Origin of the sequence: Streptomyces sp. NPDC018947, assembly GCF_044390505.1 — a bacterium.
Taxonomy (GTDB): Bacteria; Actinomycetota; Actinomycetes; order Streptomycetales; family Streptomycetaceae; genus Streptomyces.
Window position 1 is genome coordinate 199,928 of record NZ_JBIRZD010000012.1, and the last position, 22,145, is coordinate 222,072.

General features: G+C 73.8%; 24 protein-coding genes. 9 read left to right on the top strand and 15 right to left on the bottom strand.

Features of this window, described 5'->3' with window-relative positions:
- Positions 1–69: 69 nt before the first annotated feature.
- Both ACH499_RS23280 and ACH499_RS23285 read right to left on the bottom strand, forming a co-directional pair.
- Entirely contained in the window at positions 70–819 is a 750-nt protein-coding gene (locus ACH499_RS23280; protein WP_399018046.1) for a PepSY domain-containing protein, read from the bottom strand.
- 78 nt (positions 820–897) lie between these two features.
- On the bottom strand, positions 898–1,887 hold the full coding sequence (locus tag ACH499_RS23285) for a LysR substrate-binding domain-containing protein (RefSeq protein WP_399018049.1): 990 nt from the start codon (positions 1,885–1,887) through the stop codon (positions 898–900).
- A gap of 191 nt (positions 1,888–2,078) precedes the next feature.
- Here ACH499_RS23285 and snpA point away from each other — a divergent pair, with 191 nt between their 5' ends.
- A complete protein-coding gene (gene snpA, locus ACH499_RS23290; protein WP_399018051.1) occupies positions 2,079–2,768 on the top strand; it encodes a snapalysin in 690 nt (229 codons plus the stop codon).
- A gap of 73 nt (positions 2,769–2,841) precedes the next feature.
- Here snpA and ACH499_RS23295 read toward each other — a convergent pair whose 3' ends face one another.
- The 6 genes from ACH499_RS23295 to ACH499_RS23320 form a co-directional block, all read right to left on the bottom strand.
- Complete coding sequence (locus ACH499_RS23295; protein ID WP_399018053.1) at positions 2,842–3,708, bottom strand: STM4011 family radical SAM protein; 867 nt, start codon at positions 3,706–3,708, stop codon at positions 2,842–2,844.
- 9 nt (positions 3,709–3,717) lie between these two features.
- Positions 3,718–5,085, bottom strand: coding sequence for an STM4012 family radical SAM protein (locus tag ACH499_RS23300; RefSeq protein WP_399018055.1), 1,368 nt, complete (start codon positions 5,083–5,085; stop codon positions 3,718–3,720).
- Positions 5,082–5,903, bottom strand: a complete 822-nt coding sequence (locus ACH499_RS23305) for an STM4013/SEN3800 family hydrolase (protein ID WP_356200632.1) — start codon at positions 5,901–5,903, stop codon at positions 5,082–5,084. Before ACH499_RS23305 ends, ACH499_RS23300 begins: the two co-directional genes overlap by 4 nt.
- A gap of 67 nt (positions 5,904–5,970) precedes the next feature.
- Entirely contained in the window at positions 5,971–7,140 is a 1,170-nt protein-coding gene (locus ACH499_RS23310; protein ID WP_399018057.1) for an STM4014 family protein, read from the bottom strand.
- Positions 7,121–8,074 (bottom strand): STM4015 family protein, encoded by a 954-nt coding sequence (locus tag ACH499_RS23315; protein WP_399018059.1) that lies wholly within the window; start codon positions 8,072–8,074, stop codon positions 7,121–7,123. The genes ACH499_RS23310 and ACH499_RS23315 overlap by 20 nt, the downstream gene beginning before the upstream one ends.
- A gap of 3 nt (positions 8,075–8,077) precedes the next feature.
- Entirely contained in the window at positions 8,078–9,034 is a 957-nt protein-coding gene (locus ACH499_RS23320; protein ID WP_399018061.1) for an STM4015 family protein, read from the bottom strand.
- A 170-nt stretch (positions 9,035–9,204) separates the two neighbouring features.
- Here ACH499_RS23320 and ACH499_RS23325 point away from each other — a divergent pair, with 170 nt between their 5' ends.
- Positions 9,205–9,531, top strand: a complete 327-nt coding sequence (locus ACH499_RS23325) for a hypothetical protein (protein ID WP_399018063.1) — start codon at positions 9,205–9,207, stop codon at positions 9,529–9,531.
- A gap of 13 nt (positions 9,532–9,544) precedes the next feature.
- On the top strand, positions 9,545–10,573 hold the full coding sequence (locus ACH499_RS23330) for a DUF6745 domain-containing protein (RefSeq protein ID WP_399018064.1): 1,029 nt from the start codon (positions 9,545–9,547) through the stop codon (positions 10,571–10,573).
- Positions 10,574–10,589: 16 nt separating this feature from the next.
- Here the strand turns inward: ACH499_RS23330 and ACH499_RS23335 are convergent, their stop codons facing one another.
- Positions 10,590–11,279, bottom strand: coding sequence for an adenosylcobinamide amidohydrolase (locus ACH499_RS23335; RefSeq protein ID WP_399018066.1), 690 nt, complete (start codon positions 11,277–11,279; stop codon positions 10,590–10,592).
- A gap of 226 nt (positions 11,280–11,505) precedes the next feature.
- On the opposite strand from ACH499_RS23335, the gene ACH499_RS23340 reads away from it, so the two are divergent.
- A complete protein-coding gene (locus ACH499_RS23340) occupies positions 11,506–11,859 on the top strand; it encodes a hypothetical protein (protein ID WP_399018068.1) in 354 nt (117 codons plus the stop codon).
- Between the two features lie 106 nt (positions 11,860–11,965).
- Here ACH499_RS23340 and ACH499_RS23345 read toward each other — a convergent pair whose 3' ends face one another.
- Positions 11,966–13,162, bottom strand: a complete 1,197-nt coding sequence (locus tag ACH499_RS23345) for a globin domain-containing protein (RefSeq protein ID WP_399018070.1) — start codon at positions 13,160–13,162, stop codon at positions 11,966–11,968.
- Positions 13,163–13,236: 74 nt separating this feature from the next.
- Positions 13,237–13,683: a nitric oxide-sensing transcriptional repressor NsrR gene (gene nsrR, locus ACH499_RS23350; protein WP_356200368.1), complete on the bottom strand. Its 447-nt coding sequence runs from the start codon at positions 13,681–13,683 to the stop codon at positions 13,237–13,239.
- A 149-nt stretch (positions 13,684–13,832) separates the two neighbouring features.
- On the opposite strand from nsrR, the gene ACH499_RS23355 reads away from it, so the two are divergent.
- From ACH499_RS23355 to ACH499_RS23365, 3 genes are all read left to right on the top strand, one after another.
- Entirely contained in the window at positions 13,833–14,264 is a 432-nt protein-coding gene (locus ACH499_RS23355) for a hypothetical protein (RefSeq protein ID WP_356200366.1), read from the top strand.
- Positions 14,265–14,338: 74 nt separating this feature from the next.
- Positions 14,339–15,028: a GAF and ANTAR domain-containing protein gene (locus tag ACH499_RS23360; RefSeq protein ID WP_356200364.1), complete on the top strand. Its 690-nt coding sequence runs from the start codon at positions 14,339–14,341 to the stop codon at positions 15,026–15,028.
- Between the two features lie 122 nt (positions 15,029–15,150).
- Positions 15,151–15,552: a hypothetical protein gene (locus ACH499_RS23365; RefSeq protein ID WP_365600155.1), complete on the top strand. Its 402-nt coding sequence runs from the start codon at positions 15,151–15,153 to the stop codon at positions 15,550–15,552.
- Between the two features lie 21 nt (positions 15,553–15,573).
- Here the strand turns inward: ACH499_RS23365 and ACH499_RS23370 are convergent, their stop codons facing one another.
- The gene (locus ACH499_RS23370) at positions 15,574–16,728 is read right to left on the bottom strand and encodes an enolase C-terminal domain-like protein (RefSeq protein ID WP_399018073.1); all 1,155 of its coding nucleotides are present in this window, start codon (positions 16,726–16,728) and stop codon (positions 15,574–15,576) included.
- 256 nt (positions 16,729–16,984) lie between these two features.
- Between ACH499_RS23370 and ACH499_RS23375 the strand changes: the two genes are divergently transcribed.
- Positions 16,985–17,821: a ribonuclease BN gene (locus ACH499_RS23375; protein WP_399018075.1), complete on the top strand. Its 837-nt coding sequence runs from the start codon at positions 16,985–16,987 to the stop codon at positions 17,819–17,821.
- A 40-nt stretch (positions 17,822–17,861) separates the two neighbouring features.
- Here ACH499_RS23375 and ACH499_RS23380 read toward each other — a convergent pair whose 3' ends face one another.
- A complete protein-coding gene (locus ACH499_RS23380; RefSeq protein WP_399018077.1) occupies positions 17,862–18,911 on the bottom strand; it encodes an SDR family oxidoreductase in 1,050 nt (349 codons plus the stop codon).
- On the bottom strand, positions 18,908–20,710 hold the full coding sequence (locus tag ACH499_RS23385) for a thiamine pyrophosphate-requiring protein (RefSeq protein ID WP_399018079.1): 1,803 nt from the start codon (positions 20,708–20,710) through the stop codon (positions 18,908–18,910). The genes ACH499_RS23380 and ACH499_RS23385 overlap by 4 nt, the downstream gene beginning before the upstream one ends.
- A gap of 343 nt (positions 20,711–21,053) precedes the next feature.
- Between ACH499_RS23385 and ACH499_RS23390 the strand changes: the two genes are divergently transcribed.
- Entirely contained in the window at positions 21,054–21,845 is a 792-nt protein-coding gene (locus ACH499_RS23390; protein WP_356200356.1) for an SAM-dependent methyltransferase, read from the top strand.
- A gap of 9 nt (positions 21,846–21,854) precedes the next feature.
- Here ACH499_RS23390 and ACH499_RS23395 read toward each other — a convergent pair whose 3' ends face one another.
- A complete protein-coding gene (locus ACH499_RS23395) occupies positions 21,855–22,028 on the bottom strand; it encodes a hypothetical protein (protein ID WP_365600145.1) in 174 nt (57 codons plus the stop codon).
- Positions 22,029–22,145: the final 117 nt, after the last annotated feature.

Here is a 22,145-nt window from a genome sequence, read left to right on the forward strand (position 1 = left end):
CCGGCACAGGGAACGGGAGCAGTCGGGCGTCGCGGCCCGCTGCTCCCGGTGTGCTTGCCGTCCCGGCGCTCAGTCGCTGTCGACGTGCCGGCCGAGGATCTTGCCGTTCGTGGCGTCGACGTCGACGGTCGTCTTGTCCCAGGTGTCAGTGGACACGACGTCGACGGCCCAGGTGACCTGCTGGTTGTCGTTCTGGTCGAGTTCGACGCCGGTGACGGTGCCCTTGGTCTCGGCCGTGGCCGCCTTCACCGCCTGCTGCGGGGTCTGCGTGGCCTTGCTCAGCATGCCGGCGACCTCCTGCTTGTCGTCGGCACTCTGGTCGGGCTCCTCCTGGGTGCGGAAGACCTTGCCGCTGACCGCGTCGATGTCGATGCGGTGGACGGTGCCGTCGGAGGTGGCGACCTTGGCCTCCCACTCGGGGGAGCCCTTGCTGGGCGCGGGGTTCGGGGTGCTCGGGCTGGGGGAGCCCGCGGTCGCGGTCGCCTCGTCCGAGGTCTGCTTCAGTTCCAGGTCCACGAGCTTGCCGCCGGAGACCTCCTTGACGGCGGTGTCGGCGGCCTTGTCCCAGGTCACCTTGGCCATCGAGACCAGCGCCTTGCGCTCGGTCCTGTCCTGGTTCATCGAGGCCGAGGGTGAGGCGGAGGACGGGGAGGCGGAGGGGGAAGCGGAACCCGAGGGGTAAGCGGTGGGTGCCGCCTCGGCGACACTCGAGCGGGTCGTATCGGCGTTGGTGCAGGCCGTCATCAGCAGGGCGGAACTGCCCAGGACACACATCACGGCCAGCGAACGCAGCGGGGGTAGTCGTCGCGCAGAGCTCATGCCCCTGTCCGTAACCGTATGGCCCTATTGTCATACCGGTTAGGGGTCAGAACCACCTGAATGGGCGGATTGATCGATTCAGCGGACCGGTACGAAGTCCGCCCGGCCGGTCTCCGCGCCGGTCACCGGAGCGCAGGGGGCGAGGGGGTGCGGCCGGGGGGCCTCCAGCCACTCGCGGTAGGCGCGGGACTGACGGGCCGCCTCCCAGTAGGCCTCCTCCAGCGCGGGGAAGACCGCGTCCAGTTCGGCACGGGTGCGCGCGGCCAGCAGCAGCCGTACGCCGAGGGGGTCGCCGTGCAGGCGGCGTACCGCCATGTCGGGGCGGGACCGGGAGCTGGGCTGGCAGACGGTGACCGCTTCGCCGGTGGCGACGAGGGAAGCGGCGGTGTGGTAGTCACCGTGCAGGACACGGGGATCGAGGCCGACCGCGCGCAGCATCCGGTGGACGCCGTCCCACTCGCCGTCGACGGTGGGGTCGACCATCCACCGGTCCTCGGCGAGGTCGGTCAGGTGGACGACGGGGCGGGCGGCCGCCGGGTGGTCGGCGGGCAGCAGGACGAACTGCGGTTCCCGCTCGACCAGGACCCGCAGCCGCAGACCCTCGGGGACGCGCAGCGGGCAGCCCTCGACCTCGTGCACGAAGGCGACGTCGAGCTGGCCGTCGCAGACCCTGCGCAGCAGGGCGTTGGCGGAGACGTCCATCTGGAGCGTCGGTTCCAGGCCGGGGCGTCTGAGCCGGCGCAGCCAGCCGGCGAGGGCCCGGCTCGCGGTGGAACCGACGCGCACCCTGCTGTCCTGGCCGACCGCCGCGGCACGTGCCTCGCGGACCAGGGTGCGCATGTCGGCGAGCAGCGGGCGGGCCCGGCCGAGGACCGTGCGGCCGAGGGGGGTGGGGCGGCAGCCGGTGCGCTCCCGGACGAACAGCCGCCCGCCCAGGGCCTGTTCGATGCGGGTGAGCTGGGTGCTCAACGTGGGCTGCGCGACGCCCAGTCGGCGCGCCGCCTGGTGCAGGCTGCCGGCGTCGGCGATGGCGCACAGTGCGCGAAGGTGCCTCACCTCGAGCTCCATGCAGGGAGCGTAGAGCGGAACGGTCCGCCTGCGCCAGGTGAACAAATCGCTGCGGAACAGGGCGAGTTCCGCGGCACCGCGGGGTGATAGCCCGGACCTATCACCGGTTGCCATCATCACAGCGGGCACACGGGCGCCCCACACTCACCGATGACGACTTCGCCCCCACTCCCCCACACGAGGAGTCATCGATGCGTATCACCCTGCCCCTGCTGTCCACCGCGGTCGGTCTCGGCCTGAGCGCCGCCGTGCTCGGCACCGGCCCGGCCGCCACGGCCGCCGCGCCCCAGCCCCAGGCCCCGGTCCCCGCGGCGCACGTCGGCTACGAGCCGTCGGCCGGCTCCGGCGAGGACGCCCGCGCCAACCGTGCGTTCTTCGAGGCGGTCGTCAAGTCCGTCGCCGAGAAGCGGGCCGCGAACCCGTCCTCGACGGCCGCCGTCACCGTCTACTACAGCGCAAGGAACGCGCCCAGCTTCCGCACCCAGATATCGCGCAGCGCCCAGATCTGGAACAGCTCGGTGACCAACGTACGCCTCGCGGAGAGCAGTTCCGGCGCCGACTTCGCGTACTACGAGGGCAACGACTCGCGCGGCTCGTACGCCTCCACGGACGGCCACGGCAACGGCTACATCTTCCTCGACTACACGCAGAACCGGCAGTACGACTCCACCCGTGTGACCGCGCACGAGACGGGGCACGTGCTGGGTCTGCCCGACCACTACTCGGGGCCGTGCAGCGAGCTGATGTCGGGCGGCGGCCCCGGCCCGTCCTGCACCAACGCCTACCCCAACGCCACCGAGCGCAGCCGGGTGAACCAGCTCTGGGCGTACGGCTTCGCGGCCGCCCTGGACAAGGCGCTGGAGAAGAGCGCCGCGCGCTGAGCGGCACTTCGCACGACGTGGCGGGGACGGTCCGGACGGACCGTCCCCGCGCACGTGTGCCCGGCCGGTCCGTTCAGGGGAGGGACGGCGCGGCGACGGGCGCCGCCGGGACGCGTTCCAGCACACCGCCCGCGAACACGTCGTACAGGGGAAGTGTCTCCAGGTGGACGTAGCCGATGTGGCAGTCGCACACGGCGAGCGGGCAGGGGCGGGGGCGCAGGGCCGTGCGGTAGGAACCGTCGTAGAGGTTGCCGAGTTCGGCGCGGACGAAGTGGCAGCGGCGGACGGTTCCCTCGCCGTCGACCGAGACGACCGACTCGCCCGTGCGGCAGGGCAGTCCGGCGCTGGCGTGCGGGTGCCGGCTGTAGGGGAAGAGCGGGTCGAGGGCGGTCCACAGGGCCGCCTCCGCGTCGTCGTAGGCGTGTCCCTCGGCCGCGTTGACCCACAGGTAGACGTGCCCGGGCAGTTCGGCGCGCAGCCTGCGGGCCGCTTCGAGGTGTTCGGGCAGGCCCACGACGCCGACGCTGAAGCGCACGCCGCGGGCCGCGAGGTCGCGGCACTTGGCGAGGAAGCGGTCGTAGGGCGTCTGCCCCGGGTGGTAGGTGCACCACAGGGCGAGGGTGCGGGGGTCGGCGTCGGCCAGCCAGTCGGTGCGGCAACTGAGGTTGGTCTGGATCGCGACGCGGCGGATGTGCGGCAGGTGGGACAGCTCGGCGAGGGTGCGCCGGTACCAGGAGCGCACCAGGCCCTCGCCCCAGGGGGTGAACAGCAGGGAGAGCCGGTCCGCGGTCTGCCGGGCGGCCCAGCCGGCGAATCGTTCCAGCGCGTCCCGGTCCGCGCGCAGTTGCTCCCGGCTGTCGCGCCTCTTGGCGAACGGGCAGTAGGGGCAGTCGTAGTCGCACGAGGCGAGGGGGCCGCGGTACAGGAGGGTGAGGTCCATGGCGGGCGGTCACTTCCGTTCGTAGGCGGCCATGGCGGACCGCACCGCCGGGGAGAACAGCGCGGGGCCGACGGCGTCGGAGTGGGCCAGGCCCTCGGGGGTCAGGCGCAGGGTGGTCCCGTCGTCCGTCAGCCAGTCCCGGTCGGCGAAGCGGCCCAGTTCGGCGCGGAAGTCCTCCTCGGGCGCGCTGCCGAAGCGGGCCCGGTAGCCGGCCACGTCGAGGCCGTCGGCCTGGAGAAGGGACTGCAGGAGGTGGCGGCGCCGGGACTCGTCGGCGTCCATGCGGCGGCCGTACTCGGCGTACGCGAAGTCCTCGGCGGGGCGGGCGACGTAGTCGTCGATGATCGAGCGGATCCGGTGCATGCCCACGGCGTAGTCGAAGGAGTAGTGCAGCCGTGCGGTGTAGGAGCGGGCGCCGCAGCCGAGTCCGATCATGCCGTCGCTCTGGCAGGCGTAGTCGTCCGCGCCCTCGGGCGGGGCGTCGGCGCGGCGGAACATCCGCATCGACCGCTGCTCGTACCCGTGGGCGAGGAGGTGGTCGCGGCCGAGGCGGTACAGGCGCAGGCGCAGGGCGTCCCAGGCGGGGTCCGGGGCGTGGGTCCGGCGGCCGAGGCCGGTCAGGGGGCGGATGTAGAGCGGGTAGAGGTAGAGCTCCTCGGGCCGCCAGGCGAGGGCCGCGTCCAGGGAGCGCAGCCAGCTCGCGTCGGTCTGCCCGTCGATGCCGTAGATGAGGTCGACGTTGAGGACGGGGACGCGCGCGTCCCGGATCCGGCCGAGGGCGGCCTCGACGTCGGCGCGGCGCTGGGGGCGTACGGCGGCCCGGGCCTCGGTGTCGTCGAAGCTCTGCACGCCGAGGCTGAGCCGGGTGGTGCCGCGGGCGGCGAGCACCTCCAGCCGGTCGGCGGTGGCCGTGGCGGGCGAGGCCTCCACGGAGAGGGGGACGGCGCGCAGGTCGGCGCCCATGCGGTGTTCGGCGATGTCGCAGAGCCGGTCGAGTTCGGCGGCGGTGAGGAAGGTGGGGGTGCCGCCGCCGAAGGCCGCGGTGGCGAAGCGGACGGTGTCCGTGTCGCCGAGCGCGTCGCGGACCGCGCCGGCCTGGCGGTCGAGGGCGTCGAGGTAGGCGCCGGTCAGTCCGTCCGGCGCGCCGATGCGGGTGAAGAGGTTGCAGAAGCCGCAGCGCACTTCGCAGAAAGGGATGTGCAGGTAGAGGGAGAGAGCGTCCTTGGGTTCCGCCGCCCACAGCTCGCGCAGCGCCGGCCGGTCGGGAAGGCGCCGGTAGGCGGTCTTGTGGGGGTAGGCGTAGACGTAGCTCTGGTACGGGCCGGCCGGGCCGTACCCGTCGTCCGTGAGGGGGCTCGCGGTGGGGGCGGTGGTCATCGGGCGGCTCCGGGCGCGGTGCGGTCGAGCGTGAAGTGCGCGTAGGGCACGGTCCACACGGACTCGTGGCCGAGGCGGTGTCCGGTGTAGCCGTCGTCGCCGTAGGCGGTGCCGTGGTCGGAACAGACGATGGCGAAGCAGGGGCGTCTGCTGCTCGCGGCGGCGAACAGGCGGCCGATGTGCCGGTCGACGTACTCCAGGGCGGCGGCGTGGCTCGCGCGGGTGTCGCCGGCCTCGCGGGTGGCGCCGGGCAGGTGGAACCAGTTCGGCTGGTGCAGCGCGGAGACGTTGACGAAGAGGAACAGCTTCCGTTCGGCGGGCAGTCCGCGCACCAGGTCCTCGGCGCGGGCGACCTGCTCCTCGAAGGACGTGGGTGAGGCGACGCCGAACCCGGGCTCCCAGTGGGACTCGTGGAAGAGGTCCGGCAGCACGGAGCCGAGCGGGCCCTGCTTGTTGAAGAAGCCCACTCCCCCGATGCAGGCGGTGTGGTAGCCCTCGCGGGCGAGGCCCGAGACGAGGTCGGGCGTGTCGTAGACCCAGGTGCGGCCGGCGGTGGTCTCGCTGCCGGCGAACCTCGCGGCGAACAGGCGCGGGTGGGGGCCGGGCGCGGCGGGGGTCGGCAGGAAGCCCGCGAAGATCGCCTGGTGCGAGGCGTAGGTGAAGCTGCCCGGCGCGTGCCGCTTCTCCCAGCGTCCTCCGGGCAGGTGGCGGGCGAGGTGGGGGATGCGGCCGGCCGCGGCCAGTTCGGCGGCGACGTCGAAGCGGAGGGTGTCGAGGGTGACCAGCAGCAGGTCGTGGCTGCCGACGATCTCGTTCATGTCGGGGTCGTCGGGTGCCACGGGGACGGCCCGGCGCCGGGGTTCGTCGTGCGGCGGGGGCGTCGGGTCAGGCGCCGGCATGGTGGATTTCCATTCTGTGCTGGTGGTGGCCGGGGGCGGTGGCGGGCTTCGCCGCGTGCCGGCGCAGGACGGCGGCGACCTGGGCCGCGTAGGTGTCCCGGCCCTCGGCGCCGCTGCCCGGCAGGCCGGTCAGGCGGGGCAGCAGATCGCCGAAGGCGTTGACCTCGGCGACCGCGAAGCGGCGCCACCCGGTGAGCGGGAGCAGGTCGACGCCGACGCACAGCGTGCCGGGGAAGCAGGCCGCGGCGCGTTCGCACACGGCGAGGACGTCGGCCCATCTCCCGCCCGCCGCCTCGACGGCCCCCCGGGCCTCGGCCAGGTCGCCGCGGGCACCGCCGAGGTGCAGGTTGGTCATGGGCAGGGTGCTGGTGCGCACCACGGCGTGGGTGGCGCGGCCGTCCACCACGACGACCCGCAGGTCGGCCGCGCGGCCGCGCTGCGAGGCCTTCGGCAGCCACCGCTCCAGGTGCAGCCCGTCGGGCGCGAGGGTGTCCACGATGGCGGCGATGTCGCTCTCCCGGTCGTAGCGCCGTGCCGTGAGGGAGTTGAACAGCCGCCCGTCGGGGGCGCGTTCGACGGAGGTGGTGGCCCGGACGCGGCCCGCGCCCGCGGTCTCGACGGCGAGGACACCGGACGCCGAGGAGCCGTGGGCGATCTTCACGAAGAGCCGGGGCATGCGGTGTTCGCGCATCAGGTGCCGTACGTCCTCCCAGCCGCGCACGACCGCGCGGGCCGGTCCGGAGGTCGGTGAGAACGGGACCGGCACGCCGGCCGCGTCGAGGACGGTGTGGCAGCGCCGTTTGTCGAACAGCACGGCCAGGTCGTCCGGGTCGTCGAGGCGGACGCCGCCGTGCAACCCGCGCACGGCGGCGAGGAAGCGTGCGTACCAGCGGGCCGACCCCTCGACCCGGGTGGGGTCGGCCGTGCCGCGCAGCAGGAGGTCGGCGTCGGCGTCCTCGCCGGGCGAGTCGACGCGGACGGTCTCGTGCGGTGCGAAGACGGCCCCGCCGCAGCGCAGCACCCGGGTCCAGGGGACGACGCGGGGCGCGGGCAGCCCCGCGGCGGTCACGGCCGCGGTGAACAGCGTGACCCTGCGGTTGCCGGGGTTGCCCACGACCGCGAAGCGCGGGGGTGTGTCACTCGCCGACGGCGACATAGCGTTCCCGCATCCGGCCGCCGTACGGGGCGGGATCGAGCGACAGGTGCACGCCGTGCGGCGCGAAGGTCTCCCGCAGCCGCTCGGTCATCGGCTCGCTCATGAAGTGGTGGCTCAGGTCGAGCGCGTCGAGGTGGGTGAGCGGCTGGCCGCCGAGCAGTGCCTCGCCACCCTCGTCGCCGAGGACGCCCATGCTCAGGTCGAGCTTCTCCAGGCCCGCGACGAGGGGCGCGGAGGCGACGGCCGCGCAGATGTCGTCCTGGATGTCGCTGTTGCGCAGGCCCAGGTGGCGCAGGTCGGGGCTGTGGCTGAGGCCGTCCAGGAGGGCGTGGATCTCCTCGGGACGGCAGTCGCCGCCGTACCAACTGGTGCCGAGCCACAGCTCGATGTGGCGCAGGGCCGGGAACTCGGCGGCCGCGAGGGCCCGCACCGGGTCCCGGGGCAGCCCGCCGGACTCGATGCGCAGGGTTTGCAGCGCCTCGTGCCGCAGCGGTTCGACGACCAGGTCCTCCGCGCCGCGCACCCCCAGCTCCTCCAGGCCGGGCCAGGCGCGCAGGACGCGGGTCACCTCGCCCTGCTTGATCCAGGAGATCTCCGACTCCTCGGACTCGACGTCCGCGAGGAAGACCGCGCGCAGGCGGGGCAGCCGGTGGGCGTCGCCGGTGATCAGGTCGAGCACGGGGCCGATGCCGTCCTCGTCCCAGTCGGGCCACCACGGGCCGATGACGAGCGCGGTGACCTCCTCGGTGCGCACCTCGTCGTGGAACCGGCGCCACAGGACGTCGAACGGGTCCTCCTCCCAGGCGCAGGAGATCCGCCAGGCGACCGAGCCGGGCGCGGGCCGGCCGGCGGCCTTCTCCTCGTCGAGGGCGGGGAACTCGTGCACGGGCAGGCCGTGGAAGGACGTCAGGTGCGTGGGGTAGGAGTGGGCCATCGTTCACTCACCCACCGCGACGTAGCGGTAGACCGTGCCGTCCTCGTCCTCGTCCTCGTCGGCGTCGCCGCCGTCCAGGTCGACCTCGGTGCCCGCGGCGGCGACGGTGGCGCGTATGCGTTCCAGGAGTCGCTCGCCGATGTAGTGGTGGTGCAGGTCGAGCTTCTTGAGGTGGGTCAGGGGCTGGCCGTCGAGGAGCGCCGCGGCGCCCTCGTCCCCGAGGGTGCCCATGGACAGGTCGAGCACCTCCAGGCGGGCGACGACGGGGGCGCCGGCGACGGCCTTCGCCAGGTCGTCCTGGATCTCGCTGTTGCGCAGGGCCAGGTGGCGCAGCCGGGGCAGCCGGGTGCCGGACAGGATGCCGGCCGCGTCCGACGCCTCGCTGTCACCGCCGTAGTCGGGGGTGCCGAGCCACATGTCGAGGTGCTCCAGGGCGGGCAGCTCGCTCGCGCCGACGCCGCGGACGACGCGGGCGGGCAGTCCGCCGCTCTCGAACGCCAGCCGGCGCAGCCCTTCGTGGCGGGCGACCTTCCAGTCCAGGCCGTCGCCGCCGCGCACGCCGAACTCCTCCAGGGCGGGGTAGGCGTCGAGCAGCGGGGTCACGTCGGTCTGCTGGATCCAGGAGATCTCGCACTGCTCGAACGTCAGGTCGCCGAGGAAGAGGGCGCGCAGGGCGGGGAACCGGTCGCGGGCGGCCACGAGGAGCCCGACGACCTCGTCCGGGCGGCTCTGGTAGGCGCCGTCCCAGTCCCCGACGATCAGGGCGCGTACCCGTGCCGTGTCCACCCGCGAGCAGAAGCGGGCGAAGGCGTCCTCCCACCTCTCCCCGTCCTGGACACCGAACCCGGTGATCCGCCAGGCGACGGCGTCGGCGGCCGGCAGGTCCGCCTCCGGGCCGGCTTCGGGGAAGTCGAACGAGGGGAGCCGATGGAACTCGTACAGCGGGGCGCTGATGACCATGCGCTGATCCTGACGTGTGACGGAACAGTGGTGCGGTGCGTGGGAATTTCTACCAACAGCCACTGACAGCGGGCCTGCCGGGGCGGCTCCGGGCGGCCGTTGTCAGTGGTCGCGCCTACGGTCCTCTCCATGGCCGGCGCGAGGTGCGCGGACCGGCAGAGGGGAGAGCCATGTACCGGCAGGGGGATGTGCTGATCGTGCCCGTCACGGACGACGCGGTGCCGCCGCATGTTACGCGGGCGCCGAAGGAGCCGCGGGACGCCCGGGGCAGACTGGTGCTGGCCCTGGGCGAGGTCACGGGACACGCGCACGCGGTGGTGGGCCGGGGCGAACTGGTCCGGGAGCCGGGGCCGTTCGGGCCGTTGCTGCTGCGGTTGCCCGAGGGCGGACGGGTGGTGCACGAGGAGCACGCGGCGATCACGCTGCCCAAGGGGTGGTACCGGGTGGTCCGGCAGCGGGAGTACGTGCCCGGCTCTGTGCGGATCGTCGCGGACTGACGGGGGGGACGACATGACGACGCGACAGGAGACGCGGCCCGACGACGTGGACCGCTGGCGGGCACGTGCCGTGACGGCCGCCCCGGCCGACCGGAGGGCGGCGGAGGCGGGAGTGCGTCTGGCCTACCGGCGGGCGGGGCTCGCCGAGCCGGAACGCATCGTGTGGGCGGGCTCGCCGCGCGAGGGTGTGCGCACGGTGCGGGAGCTGACCGGGGCCGGGCGCAGTGTCCGCGACGCGGTCCGCACCGCGCCCTGGGCCGCCGAACGGGCGCGTGCCCACGCCGACCTGGGAGCGGCCGGCTGGTCGGCGCACTGGGCGGCGACGGGCGGGCGGCTGTGGGACCCGGTGCGGTCGCTCGTGGACCGCGTCCGGGCCGGTGTCGTGGAGGAGCTGGCCGGCGGGGACGCCGCCGCCGAGACGGAGATCCGTCTGGTGCTGCTCGACGCCGTGCTGGGCCAGCACGACGCGCCGTGGCTCGCGGCGTTCCCCACCGACCGCGCCCCGCTGGACGGCCTGGCCGCGGTGTCGGCGTCCGCCGGGTGGTGGTGGCCGTACGAGAGGGCCGCGGTCGTGTGCGAACGTCCCGTCGCCCTGCACCGCGACGAGGCGGGCCGGCTCGACCGCGGGGACGGCCCGGCGCTGGCCTTCCCCGACGGGTTCGCGCTCCACGCGTGGCGGGGCATGCCGGTGCCCGCCGCGTTCCTGGGGGAGCTGCGTGCGCTGACGCCCGAGCGGATACGTGCCGAGGAGAACGCCGAGCTGCGCCGGGTGATGCTGGAGCACTACGGCTACGACCGCTATCTGTCCGAGTCCGGGGCGCGGCCCCTGCACACGGACGAGACGGGGACGCTGTGGCGGATCGAACTCGACGGCGACGAACCCGTGGTGATGGTGGAGGTCCTCAACTCCACGCCGGAGCCGGACGGCAGCCGCCGCACCTACTGGCTGCGGGTGCCCCCGACCACCCGTGAGGCCCGGGAGGGGGTCGCCTGGACGTTCGGGCTGGCCGCCGAGGCGTACCTGCCGGTGCGGGAGACCTGAGGGCGGCGGCCCCGGGTCAGCGGGGCGCCGGGGCGGGGAGGGCGTCGAGCACGGCGCGGTGCACGGCACGGGCCAGGCGGGCGCCCCATTCGGAGCGGGGGCCGGCGAAGGGGTGGGTCCGTGTGCCGGGGCGGGGTGCGAGGGCGGCGACGCACACGGCGTCGGTGGGGGTGCCGGAGCAGTCGTACCCCGCGTCGAGCAGTGCCTGCACCTTGGCCTCGGTCGCCGTGATGACCGCGTTGACGAGGGCCGCGTCGCTCAGCGCCACGGGCAGGGCGGCGACGATGTTGATGGTGCCCGGCCCGGGTGTCCCGGTGACGGTCTCCGGCGGGGCGGCGGCCCAACCGCGCACGGAGATGCCCGCGGTGACGACGGCTTCGGCGCCGCCGTCCCGTGCGCGGCCGAGGTCGCGGACGTCGGCGGCGGTCATCAGGCCCATGCCCCGGCCCTCCGCGCCGACGGCGCGCGCCAGTTCGGCGAGGTGCGCGGCGGGGTCGGTGCGCCGGTAGCCGTGTGCCACCTGGGCGTTGAGGACCCACGCGCAGTCGGCGATCCCGCCGCCGAGCACGGCGCTGCCGGCCATCCGCCAGCCCGGCCCGGCCCGCCACAGCAGGGCGTGCAGCCGTTCGCCGTCCTCCACGCGGGCCAGGCGCTCCGCGTCCAGAAGACGGGGGCCGGTTCGGGGCGTGGGGAGCAGGGCGGGCACCGGTCGGGGCTCCTCGGTTCGGGGACGGACCGGACGATCGTACGCGGCGCCGCGGCGGGGAGCGGCCGGCCCCCGGGGCCGGCCGGCGGGTCCGCGCCGTGCACCGGATGCCGCCGTGGCGGGGCCCGTCGGGGGCGCGGTGGCGTCGTCGCGCATTGCGGACCGGGTCCGGGGCACGTTCACTGAGAACACTTCGCCGTCAGGCGTCAGATCGGAGGCCACCACGATGCTGTCCCACACCCTGGAACACGGAGTCCTTGTCATCACGGTGGACCAGGATCCGGGCATCGCCGGGCGCGCGGCGCTGTCCACCCACATCACCAACCTGGTCGACGCCCATCAGCCGACTCCGGTCGTCATCGTCCTCACCGAGGACGCCTCCAGTGGTGCCGCGGTCAGTGCCGTGCTCCGGGCACATCAGTGGTGCTCCCGTCTCGGGGTGCTGATGAGCGTCGTCACGCACAGCGCCCCGGTCCGGCGGCTGCTGGAGAACAACGCCGACTCGTCGGCCGGTCCGCGTCTGGTGGTGCACGCCCGGGTCGACACCGCCATCACCACCGCCTTCACCGCAGCGGCGTAGCGCCGCCCGGAAAGGTGCGCGGGCGCCTGCGGCACGGGGTGCCGCAGGCCGGCGCGGTACGGGACCGGCGTCGTCCCGTGCCGCGCCGTCGCCTGTTCTTCGCGGGTTACTGCTGTCCGAGCCAGAGGTCGGGGCCGAAGACCTCGTAGTGGATGTCGGCGGCGGGCACTCCGCGGCGCAGCAGGTCGCCGCGGACGGCGCGCATGAACGGCACCGGACCGCACAGGTAGACGGTCAGTCCGTCGGGCAGGTCCAGGCTGTCGATGTCGACGCGTCCCGTCGACGCCCGGGGAGCCTCGTCGCCGGGCTCCTCGTACCAGAGGTGCAGCCGGGCGTCCGGGAGGGCGGCGGCCAGCTCGGACTGCTCCTGCCGGTGGGCGTGGTCGGCGGGGGTGCGGTCGGCGTGGACGACGGTGACCGGGCGGCGGGAGCCGGTGGCGGCCAGGTGGTCCAGCATGGCCAGCACGGGGGTGACGCCGATCCCGGCCGAGGCCAGCAGCAGCGGGCCGTCGCCGTCGGCCAGGGCCAGGTCGCCGAACGGCTCGGAGACGGTGAGCACGTCGCCCTGGTTCGCGGTGGCGTGGAGCCAGGACGAGACCTCGCCGTCCGGCTGCCCGCCGGCCTGGACGCGCTTGACGGTGATGCGCCGGTCGGAGCGGCCGGGGGCGGAGGACAGGCTGTACTGGCGGATCTGCCGGGAGCCGTCGGGCAGTTCCGACTGCACGCTGACGTACTGGCCCGGGCGGAACGGCCGTACGGGGCGGTCGTCCGCGGGACGCAGCACGAAGGAGACCGCGTCGGGGCTCTCCTCGCGGCGTTCCACGATCTCCATGCGGCGCCAGATCTGCCCCTCGGCGACCCCGGCCTCCTCGTAGAGGCGGGCCTCGACGGCGATGAGGGCGTTGGCCATCAGCCAGTAGACCTCGTCCCAGGCGGCGGCGACCTCCGGAGTGACGGCGTCGCCGAGGACCTCCGCGATGGCCGCGAACAGGTGATGGTGGACGATCTTGTACTGGTCGGAGGTGATGCCGAGGGAGGCGTGCTTGTGCGCTATCCGGGACAGCATCGCGTCGGGCCGGGCATCGGGCCGCTCCAGGAGCATGCCGGCGAACGCCGCGATGGATCCCGCCAGTGCCTTCTGCTGCTCGCCGTTGGCCTGGTTGCCCCGGTTGAACAGGTCCCGCAGCAGTTCCGGGTGGGCCTCGAAGAGCTTGCGGTAGAACAGCTCGGTGATGTCACCGATGGCCGCTCCGACCGCCGGGAGGGTGGCCCGGACCACGGGGACTGACTGTTCGGAGAGCACAGCGACTCCTTTTAATTGGTAGATGAGTTTCGTGTTTTGAGTCACAGGCCGGCACCCGACGGCCCGTCCACCGGTCAGCCGGGCGGGCGGGGCGTCAGGCCGATCAGGACCGGGCCGGTCGGCGAGGCCACCAGGTCGGCGACGGTCAGCGGGTCGAGCGCGCTGTAGAACGCCTCCTGGGCGGCGCGCAGCGCGCCCCGCAGCCGGCAGGCGCCCCGCAGCGGGCACGGTGTCTCGCCCTCGCAGGCGACGACCTCGCCGTCGCCCTCCAGTTCGCGCACCAGCCAGCCCACCGAGGCTCCGCGCCCCAGGCCGGTCAGCGTCAGCCCGCCGCCGCGGCCGCGCCGCGCCTCCACCACACCGAGGTGCTGCAGGCGGGTAACGGCCTTGGCCGCGTGCGTGTACGGCACACCGATGGCCTCGGCCACCTCGCGCGTGGCGAGGGGGTCGTCGCCGTCCTTCACGACCGCCAGGCGCATCACGCAACGCAGCGCCAGGTCGGTGAACTTCGTCAGCCGCACAACCCGGGACACTAGCAAATACGCATGTTAGATTCCCCTTTACTTGCGGCTGTGGCCCTGTGGAGTGCGTCACCCGCGGTCCGCAGCCGGGCGGCCGGCCGACAGGGCGGCCGCCGGGCCCGGTCGGACACGGCGGACGGTGACATCTGATGACAGCGGAACACGGCGGCCCTCCCGGCCCCGCCCCCGAGGCTCCCCTCCCCCGGGTCCTGTGCGACACCGCGGAACTCCTGGCCCTCGGCGGCGACGCGCCGGCCGGCGCCCTGTGGCGGCTGGCCGAGGCGGGGCGGCAGCTCGACGCCAATGTCGTCCGCGTCCCCGCCGGCGGGCGGGTCGGCACGCACACCGAGCCCGACCTGGACGTCCTGCTGCTGGTCCTGGACGGCTCGGCCACCCTGGTCCGCACCGACGACGAGCTCGTGCTGCGCGCGGGGATCCTGACCTGGCTGCCGCACGGTTCCACCCGCGCGGTGGTAGCGGGGCCCGGCGGGGTGACGTACCTGACGGTCCACCGGCGCCGGCCCGGAATGCGCGTCCAGCCGCCCGAGGCCGCCGACCGGCTCCGTCCCGGCGGCGCCTGAGCGGACACCGGTCGCTTTTGTCCCCGTACGCCCCGGGGAACTCCTAGGAGTGATCGGGAGAGCGGGAGGAACGGATGGACTGGCGCCTATTCGCCCAGGAGATGGCCTCGCTGGCACGGGACCTGCTGGCCCAGGAGTCCGTCAACGACACCCTGAAGCGGATCACCTCCTCGGCCACCGAGCTGGTCGAGGGCTGCGACGCCGCCGGCATCCTGGTCCTGCGCGGCAGGCGGGTGCAGTCCCTGGCCCCCACCGAGCAGCTCGTGGTCGACAGCGACCGGCTCCAGGAGCGCGTCGGGGAAGGCCCGTGCTTCGACGCCGCGCGCACCTCCGAGGGGGCGCGACAGTTCCGGATCGCCGATTTCACCGCCGAGGCGCGGCGCTGGCCCCGGTACGTGCCCGAGGCCCGCGCGCTGGGCCTGGGCAGCATGATGGGCATCCTGCTGTTCACCGAGGACGAGGACCTCGGTGCGCTGAACTTCTACTCCCGCCGGCCCGGCGCGTTCACCGAGGCCAGCGAGACCGCCGGCTGGCTGCTGGCCTCCCATGCCGCGGTCGCCTTCTCCAGTGCCCGCACCCAGGCCCAGCTCGAGGAGGCCATCGGCACCCGGCACATCGTCGGCGAGGCCATGGGCATCCTCATGGGCAGCCACCGGCTCACCGAGGACCAGGCCTTCGCCGCGCTGCGCCGCTACTCGCAGGACCACAACGTCAAGCTCCGCGACGTCGCCCGCCAGGTCTGCGAACGGGGCGGCCTGCCCTGAGCCCCGGGGCGGCGTGCGGGGCGTTTGTCCCGATCCCATCGGGTAACTCCGGAATTCCGGACGCCGGCCCCCCACACGGCACTCGGCGTCGACGCTGCTGGACGGTGATTCCGGGAGGCGCGATGTGGAACCGTAAGCGCAGGAAGGGACGCCGGGCCGCGCGGGCCGTGCCCATGGAGCTGTGCGATCTGTGCGCGAAGGTCTTCCCGAAGGACGAGGCCGTGCGCGGCTACGTGCCGGACTCCTCCGCGGCGCATGCCACCAACGAATGGTTCGACGGGCTGCGGCTCATCACCGCGTGCTGCGACGACCACTTCGACGTGGTCAAGGAGGGCTATCAGGACCGGCCGTTCGTGGACGAGGAGCTCTGGGCGGCGAAGCTGACCCGGGCACTGAGCAAGGGCCCCCCGGCGCTCTCCGTGGAGCAGCTCGCCTGCCGGACCGGACTGCAGGAGCCGCAGATCCGCCGTGCCATCGCCTGGCACAACGAGCAGCTTCGCCAGCGGCAGCGGATGGACCCCTGAGCCCGGCACGGGGCCGCCCGGTCAGGACGGGCGCGTCCCGTGCACCCGGAAGGGCTCGGCGTCGGCCCACCTGACGTCGAGCCCGAGACCCGGCCGGCCGGTGTCGGGCCGCAGGGCCCCGCCGGCCGGCGTCGGGGTGCCGTCGAAGAGCAGGTGCTCGACGCGCACGTGGTCGTGGAAGTACTCCAGGTGCCGCAGCCCGCGTACGGCGCAGAAGGCGTGGGCGGAGAGCGCCGGGGCGCAGTGGGCGGACAGGTCGAGGTGGTGGGCGGCCGCCAGACCGGCGACCTCCAGCACCCCCGTGATGCCGCCGCAGCGGGTGACGTCGGCCTGGAGGCAGTCCACCGCGGGGCCGTCGACGAGGTTGACGAAGTCCTGGGCCGTGAAGGCGTACTCCCCCGCGGCGATCTCCAGGCGGGCCGGGCCCCGGTCGCGCAGCAGGCGCAGGCCCTCGAGGTCGGCGGAGGTGACGGGCTCCTCGAACCAGCGCACGTCCCACTCCTCGTGGAACCTGTGCGCCCAGTACAGCGCCTCCTTGCGGCCGAGCGCCCCGTTGGCGTCGGTGAACAGCTCCGGCCCGTCGCCGAGCGCCCGGCGTACGGCGGTCAGCCGGCGCGGGTCGGCGCCGGGGTCCCGCGACGTCTTCAGCTTGACCCTGGGGATGCCCTGCTCCACCCAGCCGGTGAGCTGGCCGGTGAGGCGGTCCAGGGGGTAGTTGGTGAAGCCGCCGCTGCCGTAGACGGGGACGCGGTCGTGCACGGCCGGCAGGAGGTGGACCAGGGGGAGGTCCAGCAGCCGGGCCTTGAGGTCCCACAGCGCCACGTCCACGGCGGACAGGGCCATGGCCCCGGCGCCGGGGCGGCCGGCGTTGCGGATCCGCGCCCCCATCCGCTCCCACAGCGCGGGCGGCGAGGCGACGCAAGCACCGCGGATCACCGGCGCGAGCAGGGACTGCGCGAAGGAGGCGACCGAGGTGTCGCCGTAGGTGTAGCCCAGCCCGGTCCTGCCGGCGGCGTGCACCCGGACCAGTACCAGGGTCGTGGAGTCCCAGTCGAGGGTGCCGTCCTGCTCCGTGCCGTCCGGGCCGTCGGTGGGGACCTCGAAGGCGTGCACGTCGACCGCGTCGACCGCGTACCCGGCGAGGTCCGTGGTGCCGTCCGCCGTGCCGGCCGGCATCAGCGGCGTCCGGTGGGGCGTGCCGCGGTCACGGTCGGTCGCGGGCCGCGGTCGGCCATCAGCGTCATCACGTACTCCTTCGGAGGCACTCGCCGTCATCGGCGGGTGACCCGGTGGCGGGTCGGGTAAACGGTGGGAGCGGCGCCACCACCCGCGCGGGCCGCGGTCCCGCGCACCGGCGTCGCGTTTGCCGGGTCGCCTCCGGGTCACTCAGTCCGGCAACGGCGAGCCACCGAAGGACGCCCGAGGAGCACCTGTGGACCGGTTCCGGCGCCCCTTTGTCCGGTTGTGGGACCGGTCGGCCGCGTACTCTCTCCGGCTGTGGGACCGGTTGGCCGCGTCGGCCCTGGTCCGGCGCGGCCGGGACCTGGAGCTGATGCACCGGTCCATGGGCTTCGCCACCCTCGCCCTGGTGACCCTGGCGCCGCTGCTGATCGTGGTGGCCGCCGCCGACCCCCTGGGACGCGGAGGTTTCGCGGCCTGGCTGGCCGACGGGATGGGGCTGTCGGGGCGGTCCGCCAGGGTGCTGACCGACATCTTCACCCCGCCGACCGAGGTGATCGGCACCACGAGCGTGTGGGGCGGTATCGCGCTCGCCGTGTTCGGCGTGTCCTTCTCGGCGAGCGTGCAGAACGGCTACGAGCGCATCTGGGGCCTGCCGTCCGGGCCGTGGCACCGGATCTGGCGGCAGCTCACCTGGGTGATCGCCCTGACCGCGTATCTCTACCAGGAGGTGCAGACGCGGACCGCCCTGCACGGGTCGGCACGGATCGCGCTGTCCACGGCGACCGGGACGCTGTTCTTCTGGTGGGGCCAGCACTTCCTGCTGGGCAGCCAGGTCCGCTGGCGCGACCTGCTGCCGGGGGCGCTGGCGACCATGGTGGGGCTGGTCGGGCTGCGCGGATTCTCCTACCTGGTGTTCACCCCGCTGATCCTCGACAACGCGATCAGCTACGGCACGGTGGGGATCGTGCTGGTGGTGGAGTCGTGGCTCATCGGGGTCGGGTTCGTCGTCTTCGGCGGCGCGATGGTCGGCCACTGGTTCTGCGAGCACCACTGGTGGACGCGGAACATCGACCGGGAGGAGGACTGACCGGCCGCAGCGTGTGCTCCGTCCCCGGCCCGCCACCGGCTCAGCGCCGCCTCGCCGCGGCCCCGGTGGCGACCGCGGCCGCCGCGGCCAGCGCCGCGAGCGGACGGCGGTGACGGGAGAGCCAGAACTGGAGGCTGCGCGGGTGCGCCTCCTCGTCGAAGAGTCCGTGGGCGCCGTAGTCGACGCCCGCCGCCCCGTCCACCGGCGCGTAGAGGTTGACCGGCCGGGCCGGGTCGACGGGGTCGTCGGTCTGCTGGGAGTCGTAGCCCGTGCGGGCGAGGTAGCGGTCGAGCAGCGCCGGCGCGAGCTTCTGCCCGAGCAGGGTCGCCACGGTGGAGCCGCCGACCCAGTACTCGCGCCGCTCGGGACGGTCGGCCGCGTGCAGGACGGCCCGGGCGGCGACCTCCGGCTGGTAGACGGGGGCGACCGGGCGCGGATGCCGGGACAGACGGGTGAGGACCCAACTGAACTGGGGCGTGTTCAGGCCCGGCATCTGCACCATGGTGACCCGTACTCCGCTGCGGTCGTGCAGCAGCTCGCAGCGCAGCGACTCGGTGAAGCCCTGGATGGCGTGCTTGGCCCCGCAGTAGACCGACTGCAGCGGGACGCTGCGCTGGGCCAGGGCCGAACCGACCTGCACGATGGTCCCCCGGTCGCGCGGCACCATCCGGCGCAGCGCGGCCTGGGTGCCGTGGACGAAGCCGAAGTACGTCACCTCCGTGGCCCGCCTCAGCTCCTCGGGCCGGACCTCCGTCACGGGCGCGAAGACGGTCGTGAAGGCGGCGTTCACCCAGACGTCGATCGGCCCGAGCTCGTCCTCGACCCGGCTCGCGGCGGCGTCCACCGCCTCCGCGTCGGCGACGTCCACCACCAGGGGCAGCGCGCGTCCCCCGGCCTTCACGACCTCTTCGGCGGCCCGGTCGAGGGCGTTCTCGCCGCGGGCGAGCAGCGCGACGGCGGCGCCGCGGGCGCCGAAGGCCCGGGCCGTTGCGCGGCCGACCCCGGCGGTGGCGCCGGTGACGACGACCACTTCGGTGCCGTGCGCCCGGCGGTGCCGGCGGCCGCGCCCGTACCGTCCGCCGCGGGTCACTTCCTGCCCCGGCCGGGCAGATGCCCGGCGTACTCGGTGAGCTTCTGGCGGACGCCCTTGGCGGCGATCCCGGCCCGCTCCGGGTCGCGCACGGCGGCCTTGGCGGCCTTCTTGCCCTGCTCGACCATGATGTGCGGCGGGATGGGCGCGATCTCCGCGTCCACCTTGAACTCCAGGACCACCGGCTTGTCGCAGGCGAGCGCCTCGTCCCAGGCCGCGCCGACCTTCTTGGGGTCGGTGCAGACGATGCCCTTGAGGCCGAGCAGTTCCGCGTAGGCCGCGTAGGGGACGTCGGGGATGTCCTGGGAGCCCGGGTACTTGGGGTCGCCGGCCATGGCGCGCTGTTCCCAGGTGACCTGGTTGAGGTCCTGGTTGTTGAACACGCAGAAGATCAGCGGCGCGGGCCCGGACAACCGGTCCAGGTACCGCTTGACGGTGATCATCTCGTTCATGCCGTTCATCTGGAACGCGCCGTCGCCGATGAAGGCGATGACCGGCCGGTCCGGGTACGCGAACCGCGCGGCGATCGCGTACGGCGTGCCGGGTCCCATCGTCGCCAGCGTCCCGGACAGCGAGGCGTGCATGCCGTCGCGGAGTTCGAGGTGCCGGGCCCACCAGTTGGTGCCCGAGCCGGAGTCCGCCGTCAGGATCACCCCGTCCGGCAGGCGCGGGGACAGTTCCGCGGCCACGGCCTGCGGGTTGATCGTCTTGCCGAAGTGCTCCCCGGCCCAGCGGTCGCACAGGTCGTGCCACTCGCGGACGTCCTTCTCGATCTTCTTGCGCCAGCCGCGGTCCTCCTTGCGGCGCAGCATGGGCAGCAGCGCCTTGAGGGTCTCCTTGGCGTCGCCGACGAGGTGGGCCTCCATCGGGTAGCGGATGCCGATCATCCGGCCGTCGATGTCGATCTCGACGCCCCGTGCCTGCCCCTCGTCCGGCAGCCACTCCGAGTAGGGGAAGCTCGACCCGACCATCAGCAGCGTGTCGCAGCCGCGCATCATGTTGTCGCTGGCCTTGCTGCCGAGCAGGCCGATGGGGCCGGTGACGTACGGCAGGTCGTCGGGGAGGACCTCGCGGCCGAGCAGGGCCTTGGCGACACCGGCGCCGAGCAGTTCGGCGACCTCGGCCACCTCGGCCTCGGCCTTCGCGGCGCCCTGGCCGACCAGCATGGCGACCTTCTCCCCCGCGTTGAGGATGTCGGCCGCCTTGCGCAGCTCGTCGGGGTCGGGCAGGACGCGCGGGCGGCTCCAGCCGACGCTGGAGAAGACCGAACCGTGCGTCTTCGGCGGGGAGGGCACCGCGTCCTCCTCCTGCACGTCGTTCGGGATGATGATCGTGGCCACGCCCCGCATCGTCAGCGCCGTCTTGAACGCCCGGTCGATCACGTGCCGGGCCTGCCCCGGATGCACGACCATCTGGCAGTACTCCGACACGTCCGCGAAGAGCTGGTCCAGCGCGATCTCCTGCTGGTAGTGGGAGCCGAGCGACAGCCGCTTCTGCTGGCCCACCAGCGCCACCACCGGCTGGTGGTCGAGCTTCGCGTCGTACAGCCCGTTCAGCAGGTGCACCGCGCCCGGGCCGGACGTCGCCACGCAGCAGCCCACCTCGCCGGTGAACTTCGCGTGGGCGCACGCCATGAACGCGGCCATCTCCTCGTGCCGGGCCTGGATGAACTCGGGGCTGCCGTCGGCACGGTCGAAGGCGCCCAGCAGGCCGTTGATGCCGTCACCCGGATAGCCGTACACCCGCTGGACGCCCCACTCGGTCAGGCGCTGCAGTACGTAGTCGGCGACTTGAGTCATGAGGTCTCCTGGGCAGGCGTGCGGAACCGTGAGTTCTGGGTGCCATCTCCAGCGGGTCGTAAACCGGGCGAAATCGCTTCCGGCCGCGACGCGCCCCCGTCACGGCGTCACCGGACCGAGGCGGTGCCGTGCCGGCGCGGGCCACCCGCCGGGCCGGCACGGGGTCGTCCCCCTGCCCGCGGCCCCCTTCGCGCGTCCTCGCGCGAGGCCGCGGCGGTGCCTCCGGACGGGTGGGTCGCGGTCGCAACTCCCGCTCCGGACAGCGCACATGGCACGACGGCCGGGCCAGTACGATGATCGGGAAGCGCGGCGTCGCTTCATCTCCCGGACCACGGAGCCCCTCATGACGACCGACCCTTCCGAGCCTCCGCGCATCGACACCGGCCGCGCCCACCCCGCGCGGGTCTACGACTGGCTGCTGGGCGGCAAGGACAACTACCCCGTCGACGAGGCGGTGGGCAGGACGCTGCCGGCCGAGGCACGGGACGCGGCGCGGCAGAACCGCGCGTTCATGAACCGCGCGGTGGCCCACCTCGCCGCGCGGGGCGTCGACCAGTTCCTGGACATCGGCACGGGCATCCCCACCGAGCCGAACCTCCACCAGATCGTGCAGCGGACGGTGCCCGCGGCGCGCGTCGTCTACGCCGACAACGACCCGATCGTGCTGCGGCACGCCGAGGCGCTGCTGGTCAGCAGCCACGAGGGGGCCACGGACTACATCCAGGGCGATGTGCGCGAGCCGGAGCGGATCGTGCGGCGCGCCCGCGAGGTCCTGGACTTCGACCGGCCGATCGCGCTGAGCCTGATCGCCCTGATGCACTTCGTCCCGGACGAGCAGGACGCCCACGGCATCGTCCGCGGGCTGGTCGGAACGCTGCCCCCGGGCAGCCACCTGGTGCTCTCGCACGCCGCCCTCGACCTTTTCCCCGAGCTGGCGGAACAAGTGATCGCCCAGTACGCCCAGGCCGGCATCCGGCTCGGCTTCCGTACCCGCCCGCAGGTGGAGCGGTTCTTCGACGGGCTGGAACTCCTGCCGCCGGGCCTGGTCACCGCCACCGAGTGGCACGGCGCGGGCCAGGAGGCGCCCGCCCCCGAGGAGAGCGGCATCTACGCCGGCGTGGCCCGCGTCCCCTGACCGGCCGGCTCAGCGGCGGCGCCCGCGCGCGGTCCGGCTTCCGATCCCGGCGACGTGCAGGGCCAGCAGGGCGAGGCCGAGGAGCATGACGTTGGTCGAGGTGAAGACGTCGTTGGTCGAGATCTCCGCCGCGTTGATCAGAAAGGCGAGGAAGAACAGGACCGCCGCGATGATGGCGAGCACGGTGTGCGTCCCTTCGGATCGGGGGCACCTGGGGCGGTGCCGTGTCTCGCGTATGCCCCCGGCGGGGTCCGCGACACGGCCGGGCGCGCCGCGCGCTCCGTAGAGTGGACGGACGGG

Excerpts from the sequence above, each read along its gene's own strand:
- ACH499_RS23280 (WP_399018046.1), bottom strand. The coding sequence starts at position 819 with ATGAGCTCTGCGCGACGACTACCCCCGCTGCGTTCGCTGGCCGTGATG.
- ACH499_RS23355 (WP_356200366.1), top strand. The coding sequence starts at position 13,833 with ATGACAGCGGAACACGGCGGCCCTCCCGGCCCCGCCCCCGAGGCTCCC.
- ACH499_RS23325 (WP_399018063.1), top strand. The coding sequence starts at position 9,205 with ATGTACCGGCAGGGGGATGTGCTGATCGTGCCCGTCACGGACGACGCG.
- ACH499_RS23365 (WP_365600155.1), top strand. The coding sequence starts at position 15,151 with ATGTGGAACCGTAAGCGCAGGAAGGGACGCCGGGCCGCGCGGGCCGTG.
- ACH499_RS23305 (WP_356200632.1), bottom strand. The coding sequence starts at position 5,903 with ATGAACGAGATCGTCGGCAGCCACGACCTGCTGCTGGTCACCCTCGAC.
- ACH499_RS23330 (WP_399018064.1), top strand. The coding sequence starts at position 9,545 with ATGACGACGCGACAGGAGACGCGGCCCGACGACGTGGACCGCTGGCGG.
- ACH499_RS23360 (WP_356200364.1), top strand. The coding sequence starts at position 14,339 with ATGGACTGGCGCCTATTCGCCCAGGAGATGGCCTCGCTGGCACGGGAC.
- ACH499_RS23285 (WP_399018049.1), bottom strand. The coding sequence starts at position 1,887 with ATGGAGCTCGAGGTGAGGCACCTTCGCGCACTGTGCGCCATCGCCGAC.
- ACH499_RS23385 (WP_399018079.1), bottom strand. The coding sequence starts at position 20,710 with ATGACTCAAGTCGCCGACTACGTACTGCAGCGCCTGACCGAGTGGGGC.
- ACH499_RS23295 (WP_399018053.1), bottom strand. The coding sequence starts at position 3,708 with ATGGACCTCACCCTCCTGTACCGCGGCCCCCTCGCCTCGTGCGACTAC.
- ACH499_RS23315 (WP_399018059.1), bottom strand. The coding sequence starts at position 8,074 with ATGGCCCACTCCTACCCCACGCACCTGACGTCCTTCCACGGCCTGCCC.
- ACH499_RS23390 (WP_356200356.1), top strand. The coding sequence starts at position 21,054 with ATGACGACCGACCCTTCCGAGCCTCCGCGCATCGACACCGGCCGCGCC.
- snpA (WP_399018051.1), top strand. The coding sequence starts at position 2,079 with ATGCGTATCACCCTGCCCCTGCTGTCCACCGCGGTCGGTCTCGGCCTG.
- ACH499_RS23370 (WP_399018073.1), bottom strand. The coding sequence starts at position 16,728 with ATGCCGGCCGGCACGGCGGACGGCACCACGGACCTCGCCGGGTACGCG.
- ACH499_RS23320 (WP_399018061.1), bottom strand. The coding sequence starts at position 9,034 with ATGGTCATCAGCGCCCCGCTGTACGAGTTCCATCGGCTCCCCTCGTTC.
- ACH499_RS23300 (WP_399018055.1), bottom strand. The coding sequence starts at position 5,085 with ATGACCACCGCCCCCACCGCGAGCCCCCTCACGGACGACGGGTACGGC.
- ACH499_RS23310 (WP_399018057.1), bottom strand. The coding sequence starts at position 7,140 with ATGTCGCCGTCGGCGAGTGACACACCCCCGCGCTTCGCGGTCGTGGGC.
- ACH499_RS23340 (WP_399018068.1), top strand. The coding sequence starts at position 11,506 with ATGCTGTCCCACACCCTGGAACACGGAGTCCTTGTCATCACGGTGGAC.